Annotated in this window: 11 protein-coding genes; 3 read left to right on the top strand and 8 right to left on the bottom strand. The window is 71.5% G+C overall.

From position 1 onward, the window contains the following. Positions 1–55: 55 nt before the first annotated feature. Both secB and ACOOE8_RS07890 read right to left on the bottom strand, forming a co-directional pair. On the bottom strand, positions 56–553 hold the full coding sequence (secB, locus tag ACOOE8_RS07895) for a protein-export chaperone SecB (RefSeq protein ID WP_420394276.1): 498 nt from the start codon (positions 551–553) through the stop codon (positions 56–58). A gap of 106 nt (positions 554–659) precedes the next feature. Then, positions 660–1148: an FxsA family protein gene (locus ACOOE8_RS07890; RefSeq protein WP_420394275.1), complete on the bottom strand. Its 489-nt coding sequence runs from the start codon at positions 1146–1148 to the stop codon at positions 660–662. Positions 1149–1390: 242 nt separating this feature from the next. Here ACOOE8_RS07890 and ACOOE8_RS07885 point away from each other — a divergent pair, with 242 nt between their 5' ends. The 3 genes from ACOOE8_RS07885 to ACOOE8_RS07875 all read left to right on the top strand — a co-directional run bounded on the left by ACOOE8_RS07885 (position 1391) and on the right by ACOOE8_RS07875 (position 3859). Beyond that, positions 1391–2104, top strand: coding sequence for a Tim44/TimA family putative adaptor protein (locus tag ACOOE8_RS07885; RefSeq protein ID WP_420394274.1), 714 nt, complete (start codon positions 1391–1393; stop codon positions 2102–2104). Positions 2105–2270: 166 nt separating this feature from the next. Then, positions 2271–3317, top strand: a complete 1047-nt coding sequence (locus ACOOE8_RS07880) for a murein transglycosylase A (RefSeq protein ID WP_420394273.1) — start codon at positions 2271–2273, stop codon at positions 3315–3317. Further along, positions 3314–3859, top strand: coding sequence for a Smr/MutS family protein (locus ACOOE8_RS07875; protein ID WP_420394272.1), 546 nt, complete (start codon positions 3314–3316; stop codon positions 3857–3859). Before ACOOE8_RS07880 ends, ACOOE8_RS07875 begins: the two co-directional genes overlap by 4 nt. Before the next feature lie 441 nt (positions 3860–4300). On the opposite strand, the gene trpS is transcribed toward ACOOE8_RS07875, so the two are convergent. The 6 genes from trpS to rph form a co-directional block, all read right to left on the bottom strand. Then, on the bottom strand, positions 4301–5335 hold the full coding sequence (trpS, locus tag ACOOE8_RS07870) for a tryptophan--tRNA ligase (RefSeq protein ID WP_420394271.1): 1035 nt from the start codon (positions 5333–5335) through the stop codon (positions 4301–4303). A 209-nt stretch (positions 5336–5544) separates the two neighbouring features. Continuing rightward, on the bottom strand, positions 5545–7110 hold the full coding sequence (gene murJ, locus ACOOE8_RS07865) for a murein biosynthesis integral membrane protein MurJ (protein ID WP_420394270.1): 1566 nt from the start codon (positions 7108–7110) through the stop codon (positions 5545–5547). Between the two features lie 8 nt (positions 7111–7118). After that, the gene (locus ACOOE8_RS07860; protein ID WP_420394269.1) at positions 7119–9872 is read right to left on the bottom strand and encodes a [protein-PII] uridylyltransferase; all 2754 of its coding nucleotides are present in this window, start codon (positions 9870–9872) and stop codon (positions 7119–7121) included. Further along, a complete protein-coding gene (hemW, locus tag ACOOE8_RS07855; protein ID WP_420394268.1) occupies positions 9869–11062 on the bottom strand; it encodes a radical SAM family heme chaperone HemW in 1194 nt (397 codons plus the stop codon). Before hemW ends, ACOOE8_RS07860 begins: the two co-directional genes overlap by 4 nt. Before the next feature lie 102 nt (positions 11063–11164). Then, complete coding sequence (gene rdgB, locus ACOOE8_RS07850; protein ID WP_420394267.1) at positions 11165–11776, bottom strand: RdgB/HAM1 family non-canonical purine NTP pyrophosphatase; 612 nt, start codon at positions 11774–11776, stop codon at positions 11165–11167. Beyond that, entirely contained in the window at positions 11773–12486 is a 714-nt protein-coding gene (gene rph, locus ACOOE8_RS07845) for a ribonuclease PH (RefSeq protein WP_420394266.1), read from the bottom strand. Before rph ends, rdgB begins: the two co-directional genes overlap by 4 nt. Positions 12487–12544: the final 58 nt, after the last annotated feature.

Below are 12544 nucleotides of genomic sequence, written 5' to 3'. Positions count from 1 at the left end.
ATGCCGAGGGCGGTCCTGCGCCGGCTCGATGCGTCCGGTCGGACGGGCGATACGGTCAGTTCACCGCGGTCTGCTCGGCCTGCTGCTTCTGCGCACGCTCAAGGTTGCGACGGTAGAGCGCAACGAAGTCGATGGGGTCGATCATCAGCGGTGGGAAGCCGCCGTTGCGCACCGCGTCGGCCATGATCTGCCGGGCGAACGGGAACAGCAGGCGCGGACCCTCGATGAGGAGGAAGGGCTGGACGTGCTCCGGCTTCATGCCCGCGACACGCACCACGCCGGCGTACTGCAGCTCGACCTGGAAGTTCGCCTGCTCACCCTCGCCGGCCTTCGCCTCGAGGGTCAGGGTGACCTCGTAGTCGTTCTCCGCGAGCCCGCGGGCGCCGACGTTGACGCCGATGTTGATGGGCGGCGTGTTGTCCCTCTTCTGCAGCGAGATCGGTGCGCGAGGGTTCTCGAACGACAGGTCCTTGACGTACTGGGCGAGGACTCGGACGGTGGGTTGCTGCTGGCCGGACTGCCCCTCCGGCGATCCTGCGGTGGCGTCGCTCATCCTGTCGACCGCTCCAATGTTGAGTGCACTGCGGCGCAAGGCCCGGTTCGGCGCTGGCTAACACCTCAAGGCCGGCCCGCCTAGTGCGTGGCCGGCCGAACGCCGGCTATCGCTGGCCGTCGCGCCAGGGCGAGGACGGATCCTCGGTCCGGACCTCGGTCGCCTCGAGGTCGATGGTACGCCCCGTGTCGGAGCGGGATCTTGGGCCGCCTCGGGGGGCAGACCCTGGGTGAACGCGCAGCTTTGCCGACCCCGCGAGGCGTCGCCAGAACGACGCGCGGACGGCAGGCACGAACAGGAGGAGGCCTACGGTGTCCGTGATGAAGCCCGGCGTCAGCAGCAGCACCCCGGCGACGGCGACTGCGATCGCGTGACCGATCGCCGCTGCCGGCACCCGGCCCGAGCGTAGGTCCGACTGCAGCCGCGCCAGCGCCGACAGCCCCTGCCGCCGGAGCAAGATGGCGCCGACGATCGCCGTCGCGACGATGATGCCGAGCGTCGCCAAGGTGCCGATCTGCGAGCCGACCGCCAGGAAGACCGCGATCTCGGCGATTGGAACAAGGACAAGGAGCAGGAACAGGACGGTGCGGATCACGACGACGCCTCGGCTTGCACGAGGCTAGGCATATGGGGGTGGTGCCGGCCGATTTCAGCCGGGCGGCATGGACCGGACGGCCCGACTTCGCTACGCTTGCAGCGCACCGACCGGGATCGAGGCCTGTACGCCGGAGCGCAACGTCTTATGTGAGCCGAGGCGGGTCACCGGCCGCGCGTTCGCAGCATTTGCTGCGCGGGTGCGACCGTCGCACCTCGGGCCGAGCTGACAGGTAGCCGCGGATGAGTGAATTCTTCGACATCTACAACCTGATGATCCTCGCCCTCGCGGTGGCGATCTTCCTGCGCCTGCGCAGCGTGCTCGGCCGGCGCACCGGCAACGAGCGGCGACCGTACGACCCCTACGCGGCGCGATCGGGCAACGACGGTCAGCGAAGCGCCGACAACGTCCTGACCCTGCCGCGGCAGACTCCCGCGGAGCGCGCCAGCGGGGGCGTCCCCGCCGACGTGGAGCAGCGGCTCACCCCGGTCGCCGCCAAGGGCACACCGCTCTACGAGGCGCTGCACGAGATCGTCGCGGCTGATCCATCATTCGAGCCGAAGCAGTTCCTGTCGGGCGCGCAGATGGCCTACGAGATGATCGTCACCGCCTTCGCGAACGGCGATAGGGACACGCTGGCGCCGCTGCTGTCCCCCGAGGTGCTCGACGGCTTCGGCGCGGCCATCGCCGCCCGTGAGGAGGCCGGCCAGACGATGTCGACGACGCTCATCGGCATCGACAAGATCGCCATCACCGACGCCTCGCTGAAGGGCCACATCGCGCGGGTGACGACGCGGATCGACAGCCAGATGATCTCGGCAACGTACGACAAGGACAGCGCGCTCATCGACGGCGATCCCAACAAGGTGACCGACGTGGTTGACGTATGGACCTTCGAGCGGCGCACCGATGCGGACAGCCCGAACTGGGTCCTCGTCGCCACCGAGTCGGCCTGAGGTGATACCGGTGGGTCCGTCCTCTGGCGGGCGGGCCCAGCGCTCCGCAGCACTCGGCCCTAGCACCGTGGGTGAGGTGTCGTTTCGAGCTCGCCGGCACTGCTTGGCTCGCTCCGTGATGCAGCGTTCCCCCTCCGCCACCCCCGCCGCCTCGTGAGCCTCGTCGATGGCCGGCAGCGAGACGCCGCCGTACTGGGCGGTCCCCTTCTCCGCCCTTGCCGGCTGGGACGACGCGGAAGCCGCTGCTCTCCTTGCGGGGATTGCCCCGCACCTCGCGCCTGACATTGCCGCTCGCCCGGCGCAGGCGCCGTGGCTCCCGAGCATCGCCCCGGCCATCGCCGCGCGCGCCGCGGCGGCGGCGGACTTCGTCGCAGCGCACTTCGTGCCCTGGCGCGTCGGGGTCCGCGGCTTCCTCACCGGGTACTACGAGCCCTCGATCCCTGCCTCGCGTACCCCGCATGGGTCGTTTCGGCATCCGATCTACCGGCGTCCCGACGACCTGGTGCGGGTCCACCCCGGACGCGCGGATCTTCCGGGAGACGGCACCTTCGCCCGCCGCGCCGTCGACGGGACGACGGTCCCCTACCACGACCGCAGCGCCATCGTCGCCGGCGCGCTCGAGGGTCGGGGGCTGGAGCTCGCCTTCGTGGAGGATCCCGTCGACGCGTTCTTCGCCCAGGTGCAGGGCTCGGCGCGCCTCGTGTTCGAGGACGGCTCCACGGCACGCATCTCCTACCACGGCAAGACAGGGCACCCCTACGTCGCCATAGGCCGCGTCCTCATCGACCGCGGATGGCTCCCCGAGGGGGGCGCGACGATGCAGACGATCCGCGCCGTCCTCAAGGCGCATCCGGAGATCGTGGACGAGACGCTCGCAGCGAACCCGTCCTTCGTCTTCTTCCGCGAGCGGGAGGGCGTGCCGGACGACCGTGGCGCCATCGCGGCCGGCGGCGTGCCCCTGACGCCCTACCGCAGCCTCGCGGTGGACCGCGCGCACGTCCGCCTCGGGACGCCCGTCTACCTTGAGACGATCCTGCCGCGGCGGGGCGAGCACCACGGCGTCACCATCGCCGAGGACACCGGCTCGGCCATCGTCGGTCCCGCCCGCGGCGACCTCTTCATCGGCTCGGGCGCGGAGGCCGGCGAGATCGCCGGCGAGCTGAAGGCGCCGGCGACGTTCACGCTCCTCCTGCCGAGGGGCGTGGCGCCATGAGGCGCCGCCCGCTGCGAGAGGAGGAGCGCGCGCTCTGGGAGAAGGTCGCCCGCACCGTGGCACCGTTGCGGCAGGCCGCGTCCTTGCCTGCCATCGAGGCGGCTGCGGAGGCGCCGATGGCGCCCGAGGCGGCCACGGCTGCCAGCGATCCTCCAGTACAGCCGGTGGCGGCGAAGCGGCCCGTCCGCGCCCGCACCGTCGGCGACCTCGACCGCAAGACACGGCGCAAGGTCGCGCGGGGCGGCGTCGCCATCGACGGTCGGCTCGACCTCCACGGGCTGACCCAGGAGGAGGCACACGCCGCGCTGCGCCGCTTCCTTGCCGCCTCGACCGACCTCGACCGGCGCCTGGTGCTCGTGATCACCGGCAAGGGACAGGGCGAGGCGGAGGGCCGCGGCATCCTGCGCCGCTCCGTGCCGCACTGGCTCGCCGCCCGGGACCTCGCGCGTCACGTCGTCGGCTTCGGCCCGGCGCACCCGTCCCATGGCGGCGACGGTGCGCTCTACGTGCGCCTGCGCGCCAAGCGCCGCGGCAGCGCTTGAGACGTTGCGAGCCCGATCGTTGAGATACCCCGACGTCGCTGCACTTCCGGCCCCGCCCGCCCACCCAAGCAGCAGGAGCGCCAACGCCATGACAGATGCGCCGCGCGATCCGGACACGCCGGACGCCCCGATGCGCCGGACATCCGCGCCTCGATCGCGCAACGCTCGGATGGATCGCTCGTCGTGCTGCCCGAGCTCCCATCCGCGAGGTGCGAGCAACGGTGACCCCTGCAACGGCGTGACGTCCGCGAGTCCTCATCGTCGCCTCGCAGGACCGCCCCGGCATCAGCTGTGTGTGTCGGGCCAGGGTTGGAGCCTTCGGCCGAGCCGACCCGCCGCTAGCGGCGTGGCTCAGGCAGACCGACCGGGCGACCATCCGCTCTAGCGTCCGGCGCACCGAGCCGCAGCGCGCTCCGATCGCCTCGACCAGGCGAAGATCGGTCAGGCGACGAAGCCCACCACGCGCTTCGCGTCGCGCAGCACCGGACCCGCAATCTCCGCTGCGCGCTCGGCGCCCTGGGCGAGGACGGCGTGGAGGTGCCCCTCGTCGGCAAGGAGGCGCACCATCGCGTCGTTCATCGGGGCGAGCACAGACACCGCGAGGTCGGCGAGCGCCGGCTTGAAGGCGGAGAACATCGCGCCGCCGTGCTCGGTGAGGACCGTTTCCTTGGTGGTGCCTGCGAGCGCGGCGTAGATGCCGACGAGGTTGTCCGCTTCGGGGCGGCCCTCCAGCCCCTTCGGGTCGGAGGGGAGCGGCTCGGGGTCGGTCTTGGCCTTCCTCACCTTCTGGGCGATGGCGTCCGCGTCGTCGGTGAGGTTGATCCGCGAGGCGTCCGACGGGTCGGACTTCGACATCTTCTTCGCCCCGTCGCGCAGGCTCATGACGCGCGTCGCGGGACCCTGGATGATCGGCTCGGTCAGGGGGAACAGGCCCTCCTCGCCGTAGCCGAGCGCGGCGAGCCGCTCCGCGTAGTCGAAGTTGAACTTCTGCGCGATGTCGCGGGCGAGCTCCAGGTGCTGCTTCTGATCCTCGCCCACGGGCACGTGCGTCGCCTGGTAGGCGAGGATGTCGGCCGCCATGAGGTTCGGGTAGGCGAACAGCCCGACGGAGGCGTTCTCGCGGTCGCGGCCGGCCTTCTCCTTGAACTGCGTCATGCGGCTCAGCCAGCCCATGCGCGCGACGCAGTTGAAGATCCAGGCGAGCTCGGCGTGGGCGGCGACGCGGCTCTGGTTGAACACGATGGAGCGCGCCGGATCGATGCCCGCAGCGAGGAACGCGGCGGTGACGTGCCGCGTCGCGCGGGCGAGCTCGTCGGGCTCCTGCCAGACCGTGATGGCGTGGAGGTCGACGACGCAGAACAGGCACGGGGCCTCGTCCTGCATGGCGACGAACCGGCGCACCGCGCCGAGGTAGTTGCCGAGGTGGAGGCTGCCGGTGGGCTGGACACCGGAGAAGACGCGTGGGGTGAAGGCCATGGGCTCGTCGTGTCACAGAGGCCCGTGCCGTCTAGAGCGGTTTGAGGTTAGGTGGAACCACCTAACCCCAAGAAGACCGCTCTCAATTAAGGAGCTAGAGCATCTTATCTGGGTCTGAGAAACCCAGGATGCTCCAGTCCGCTCGACCCGCGCGGGCAAGGCGAGCGTGGCCTTCGCCGACGGCAACCGCAACCGCACGGGCGAGCCAGTCAGCCTCGCCGAAACGCGCGGATGAGGTCGCGCACCCCCATGGCGCCGGACACCTCGCAGACGACGGCGAAGATGGCGACGGAGCCTGCGACGAGGAGCCCGAGCGCGAGCGTCGCGGTCAGCGTCCCCGAGGCGAAGAACCAGGCGTCGAGCCCCTGGGCGATGAGGGCGGCCGCGATCATCAGCGCGAGGGACGCGGCGAGGAAGCCGAGGGCGCGCCAGCCGAGCGTCGCGTCCGGTCGGAAGTCGCCGCGGCGCACGAGGCCGACGAACAGGAGGAGCGCGTTGACCCATCCTGCGAGCGAGGTCGCCGCGGCGATGCCCACGTGGGCGAGCCCGTCCTCGGCGAGGAGCAGCGCGAGGCCGATGGAGCCGGCGACGTTCACCACCATGGAGATGCCGGCGAAGGCCATCGGCGTCGCGGTGTCTTCCCGGGCGAAGTAGCTCGGGGAGAACACCTTGATGAGGACGAACGCCGGAAGGCCGAAGCCGTACGCCGACAGGGCAGCGGCGGTCATCGCCGCGTCGTCCCGGCCGTACTCGCCGCGCTCGAACAGGGTCACCACGATCTCGAAGGGGACGACGATGAGCGCCGCGGCGGCCGGCAGCGTGAGCATCAGCGCGAACTCCAGCGCGCGGTTCTGCGTCCACAGCGCGCCGCCCACGTCGCCAGCCCTGAGGCGCCGCGACAGGTCCGGCAGGAGCGCGACACCGATGGCGATCCCGACGACGCCGAGGGGGAGCTGGTAGAGCCGGTCGGCGTAGTAGAGGTGGGAGACGGCGCCCGGCCAGTACGAGGCGACGATGGTGCCGACGACGATGTTGATCTGCGTGATGCCGCCGGCGGCGACGCCCGGGAGGCCGAGCAGCAGGAGGCGCTTCAGCCGCGGTGAGGGGCGTGGGCGGGCGAGCGTCAGCCGCACGTCAGCGCGCGCCACGGCGCGCCAGAGGAGGAGCGCCTGCAACACCCCCGCGACGAACACGCCGACCGACAGGACCGCTGCGGCGGCGGCCGGTGCGAGCCCCATCGCCTGGGCGGCGACGAGCGCGGTGATGAGGACGACGTTGAGCAGGATGGGGGCGAAGGCCGCGACGGCGAAGCGGTTCAGCGTGTTGAGGATGCCGGAGAAGAACGCGACCAGGGACATCGCTGCGAGGTAGGGGAGGCAGATGCGCGTGTAGAGCGTCGTCAGCGACAGCGTGTCCTCGGCCTCGAAGCCTGGGGCGAGGGCGAGGACGAGGACGGGCGTCGCGAGCATCCCCGCCGCCGTCACCGTGAGGAGGACGGCGAGGAGCCACGCGAGCACCGCCGAGGCGAACGCCTCCCCACCGGCGTCGCCCTCCTCCGCCCTGGCCCGGGCGAAGAGCGGCACGAACGCGGAGTTGAACGCCCCCTCGGCGAACAGCCGGCGGAACAGGTTCGGGAGCTTGAAGGCGACGAAGAAGGCGTCGGCGATGGGCCCGGCGCCGAGCGTCGCGGCGACGAGGATGTCGCGTGCGAAGCCGAGGACGCGCGAGGCGGCCGTGAAGGCCCCCACCGTCGCGAAGTTGCGCACGAGCTGCATGGGGCTCGTCAGGCCACCGAGCGGGGGGACGGAGCGGCGTCCCCGGGACGGTCGTAGGCGTCGGTGAGCGCCTCGATGATGCGCTTCTGCATCGCCAGCTGGGTGACCTGGCCGCCGCCCGGCCCCGTGACGTAGAACACGTCGACCACGCGCTCGCCGAACGTCGCGAGCTGGGCGGAGCGTACGTTGAGCTCGAGCGCAAGGAGCGCGCCCGCGAGGTCATGGAACAGCGCTGGCCGGTCGAGCCCGGAGACCTCGACGGCGGTGTAGCCCTCCGACCAGTCGTTGGCGACGATGACGTCCGTCGGGTGGGTGAACGCGCGCTGGCGAACCGGCTGGGGTCGACGATCGACCGGCCTTGCCGGCGGCGGCCCGCCGGCAAGCGCGTCGCGCACCATGCGGGCGATCCGCGTCACGCGGGCCTCCTCGTCGAACGGGTCGTCCGAAAGGGACCGGATGGCGAAGACGTCGAGGGCGGTGTCGGCGCTGGTGGTGAAGATGTCGGCCGAGACGACGTTCGCCTGCGTCGACGCGCAGGCGGCAGCAACGATCGCGAGGAGGTGGGGCACGTCAGGCGCGATGAGGGTCATCTCGGTCACTGCGCTGGACTTCAAAACGCGGCAGCCGACGGTGAGCCCGCGCGCGTCGCCGCCGGCCCACAACACCGCGTGACGCACCGCGTCCTCGGTCTTCACGCGGATCCAGTACGGACCTCCGAGCTCGGCCATCCAACGGGTGCGCTGGGTCGCCGTGAGGTCGGGCGTCGCCTCAGCGAAGGCCTGCTTCGCGGCGGCGATGCGGTGCTCGCGCGGGCGGCGCGTGTGGCGCGAGGCGAGGACCGCCTCGGCCTCGTCGAACAAGGTGTGCAGGAGCTGGCTCTTCCAACCGTTCCACACGGTGGGGCCGACGGCGGCGATGTCGGCCTCGGTGAGCACCTCAAGGAGCTTCAGCCGCTCGAAGCTCTGCACCTTCGCGGCGAAGTCCTCGATCGTCTTCACGTCGGACAGGTCGCGGGACTGGGCGGTGATGGACATCGTGAGGTGCTCGGCCACGAGCCAGGCGACGAGCTCGGTCTCCGCTGCGGTGAGGCCGAGGCGCGGGCACAGTCGGCGGGCGATGCGGGCACCCTCGAGGGAGTGGTCCTTGGGCCGCCCCTTGGCGATGTCGTGCAGGAACACGGCCACGTAGAGGGCGCGACGGTTGTGCACCGTCCCTATCAGGTGGGTGGCAAGGGGATGGGTCCGTTCCACGTCCCCGCGCTCGATCCTGGCGAGCTGCCCGACGGTGCGGATGAGGTGCTCGTCCACCGTGTATGAGTGGTACATGTTGAACTGCATCATCGCCACGACGCGACCGAAGTCCGGCACGAACTGACCAAGCACGCCGGTCTCGTTCATCAGTCGGAGCAGCGTCTCGGGCTCGCTCGCCTCGGTGAGGAGCTTCAGAAAGATGCGGTTCGCCTCCTCGTCCATGCGCACCTCGTGATCGATGAGGCGCAGCGAGCGGCGTAGCTCGAACAACAGGTTCGGGTGGGGACGGACGTTGTTCGCGTCGGCGAGCTCGAAGACCCGCAGCATGTTGACCGGATCGTCGCGGAAGGCCTCGGGGCGCCTCAGCACGATGCGGTCGACGTCGATGGCGAAGTCGGCCGTCAGCACGCGCGGCGTGCTGCCGGTCAACGAGCGGACCATGCGCGACAGTCCGATCGGGGCGACAACATGCTGAGCCTCGAGCCCGGCGCACAGGATACGCGTGAGGTCGCCGACGTCCTTGGCCACCAGGAAGTAGTGCTTCATGAAGCGCTCGACGTCGCTGAGGCCCGGACGCGGCGTGTAGCCCAGGCGTTGGGCGATCTCCGGCTGAAGGTCGAACGTCAGCCGCTCCTCGGCGCGGCCGGTGACGAGGTGCATGTGGCACCGCACCGACCAAAGGAAGTCGTCGCAGCGGCGAAACAGCCGGTAGTCCTTGGCGCTGAACACCCCGCGCTCCACGAGCTCGGCCTCCGAGCGCACCCGGTAGAAGTACTTGGCGATCCAGAACAACGTGTTGAGGTCGCGAAGGCCGCCCTTGCCCTCCTTCACGTTGGGCTCGACGAGGTAGCGCGTTTGGCCCTGCCGGCGGTGCCGCTCGTCGCGCTCGGCGAGCTTGGCGGCGATGAACTTCTTGCCCGTGCCGCGCACCACCGCCTGGTCGAAGCGCTGGTAGAGCGTCTCGGCGAGGAGCTCGTCGCCGCAGATGCGCCGGCACTCCAGGAGCGCAGTGCGGATCGTCGTGTCAGCACGGGCGAGGCGCACGCACTCGTCGATGGAGCGCGCCGCATGACCGACCTTCAGGCCGAGGTCCCACAGCACGTAGAGCATGGTCTCGACGATGGACTCGGTCCACGGCGTGGGCCTGTAGGGGAACAGGAACAACAGGTCGACGTCCGAGCCCGGCGCGAGGAGGCCGCGGCCGTACCCGCCGGTGGCGATGACCGCGAGACGCTCCGCGACGGACGGGTTCGCCGTCGGGTAGAGGCAGTCGGCCGCGAAGTCGTAGAGGGCGCGCACGATGGCGTCCTGCCCCGCCGCGAGCGTCCGTGCCGCTGCGACGCCCGACTTGGTGGCGTCGAGTGTCGCCTTGCAGGCGGCGAGGGCGTCGGCCCGCGCTGCTTTCAGCCGGGCGAGGATCGCCGGGCGGGCGAGGGCGAACATCCCGTCGTTGTCGAGGTACAGGCGCTTCAGGTCCGCGCCAAGCTCCTCGGTCGAGCAGACGGTCGTCACGCCGCGAGCTCGCGCACGACGAGGTTGGTCAACAGACGCGCGGTGTCGGGGATGGCGAGGCGCGACCCGCGGCGCACGAGGAGCCCGGCGTCGATGAGCCGAGCGACGCGCTCGGCGTCGAGGGGTCGGCCGGTGCGGCGCGCGTGGTCAGCGACGTCGATGCCCTCGGAAAGGCGCAGACCCATGACGAGCAGCTCGTCGCCCGCCTCCTCGGCCGTCAGCAGCTCGCGCGCCGCGACGCCGTGGCCGGCCGCCTCCACCGCGGCGAGCCAGGCCTCAGGGGAGCGGTGCGTCGCCGTCGCGGTCCGCCCGCCGGCGATGTCGAGGCGGCCGTGGGCGCCGGGTCCGGCGCCGATGTAGCGGCCCCCGCGCCAGTAGACGAGGTTGTGTCGTGCCTCGCCGCCGGGGCGAGCGTGGTTCGACACCTCGTAGCGCTGGAGGCCGGCGGCCGACGTCATCGCGTGGGTGAGCTCGTAAAGGTCGGCCGCGGCGTCGTCGTCGGGGACGACGAGCTTGCCGGCGGCGGCGAGGTCGAAGTAGCGCGTCTCCGGCTCGATGGTGAGCTGGTAGAGCGACAGGTGCTCGCCGGCGATGTCGAGGGCCTCGGCGAGCTCGGCGGCCCAGTCCGCGGTGGACTGCCCGGGGCGGGCGTAGATGAGGTCGGCGGACACGCGGGGGAACGTGCGGTGCGCGAGCGCGAGGGCGGTGCGCGCGCCCGCGGCATCGTGCAGGCGGCCGAGCGCGACGAGGTCACGGTCGCGCAGCGACTGCACGCCCAAGGAGACGCGGTTGACACCGGCCGCGCGGTAGCCCGCGAAGCGGGAGGCCTCGACCGACGAGGGGTTCGCCTCCAGCGTCACCTCCACGTCGGCGCGAAGGCCGAACGCGGCGTCGATGGCGCCGAGCACGGTGGCAACGGTGTGGGGCGCCATCAGGGACGGCGTGCCGCCGCCGAAGAACACCGAGACGGGCCGGCGGTCCGTCGTCCAGGAGGCGAGCGTCGTGAGCTCGCGAGCGAGCGCCGCGGCATACCGCGCCTCGTCGACGCCGCCGTGGCGCACGTGGCTGTTGAAGTCGCAGTACGGGCACTTCGCGGCGCAGAACGGCCAGTGGACGTAGACGGCGAAGCCGCCCCCGTCGGCGTCCTCCCCCTGCAGGTGCTCCATCGTTTGGTCGGCGATGAGGGCCATGGGACCTCCTAAGGCGTTCGCCCGCCTGGCCGTAGCGCCACACGCCGACGTGGGGCGGTACCGCACCACGGCGACCGGACGGTGTGGCGCCGGTGCCGCGGATTACGCCAGCATGCGCACGAACTTGGCAACGGCGCGAGCGCGGTGGGAGAGGGGCGCGGCGCCGCCCGACTTCTCGTCCGCCGTCATCTCACCGAAGGTGCGCCCATCGCCTTCGGCCGGCATGAAGATGGGGTCGTAGCCGAACCCGCGGTCACCCCGTGGCTGCGCGCAGATGCGCCCCTCGCAGCGGCCCTCGAAGGTGCTGGTCGGTCGGCCGGGGATGGCCAGCGCGAGAACGGTGACGAACGCGGCCTCGCGCGAGGGGGCGTCACCGAGCTCCTCAAGGACACGGGCCATCGCCGCGCCGAAGTCCCGGGTCGGGCCCGCCCATCGGGCCGAATGAACCCCCGGGGCGCCGTCGAGCGCCGCGACGGCGAGGCCGGAGTCGTCGGCGAGGGCCGGCACGCCGGTCGCGGCGGCTGCGGTCTCCGCCTTGATCGCCGCGTTCTCCTCGAACGTCGTGCCGCTCTCCTCGGGCTCCGGCAGGCCGTGCGCGGCGGCGGCCGAGACGGCGATGCCGAGGGGCGCGAGGAGCGCCTCGAGCTCGGCGACCTTCCCGGCGTTGTGCGTCGCGAGGATGAGCTGTTCGCCGATCAACCCGCGCAGGCTCACGCCACCGTCATCTTCTGCAGCTCGACGAGCTGGCCGATGCCGGACCCAGCGAGTCCGAGGAGAGCGCTCAGCTCCTCGCGCGAGAACGGCGCGCCCTCCGCCGTCCCCTGGATCTCGACGATGCCGCCCGATCCGGTCATCACGAAGTTCGCGTCGGTCCCGGCGGACGAATCCTCCACATAGTCGAGGTCGAGGACCGGGGTCCCCGAGACGATGCCGCACGAGATCGCCGCCACGTGGTCGGTGAGCGGCGCACCGGCGATCATGCCGACCTCGCGCATGTGGGCGAGGCAGTCCGACAGCGCGACCCAGGCGCCGGTGATCGCCGCGGTGCGCGTGCCGCCGTCCGCCTGCAGCACGTCGCAGTCGATGGAGATTTGTCGCTCCCCGAGCGCCGCGCGGTCGATCACGGCACGGAGCGAACGGCCGATGAGCCGCTGGATCTCTTGCGTGCGGCCCGATTGCCGCCCGGCGGTCGCCTCCCGACGGACGCGCTCCTTGGTGGCACGCGGCAGCATGCCGTACTCGGCAGTGACCCAGCCCGCGCCGCCACCGCGCAGCCACGGGGGGACGCGCTCCTCCAGCGAGGCGGTGCACAGGACGTGCGTGTCGCCGAACTTGACGAGGCACGACCCCTCAGCGTGACGCGACACTCGGCGCTCCATCGAGACGGCGCGCAGCTCGTCCGCGCGCCGGCCATCATGTCGCATCAAACGCTCTCCCTCCCCGTGGGGCGAGAGGGTTGGCATATTAGCTGTCGAGCGGATA

Origin of the sequence: Acuticoccus sp., assembly GCF_965213555.1 — a bacterium.
Classification (GTDB): Bacteria; Pseudomonadota; Alphaproteobacteria; order Rhizobiales; family Amorphaceae; genus Acuticoccus.
The sequence above is the reverse complement of the archived record's forward strand: the minus strand, read 5'-3'. Positions and strand labels throughout refer to the sequence as shown.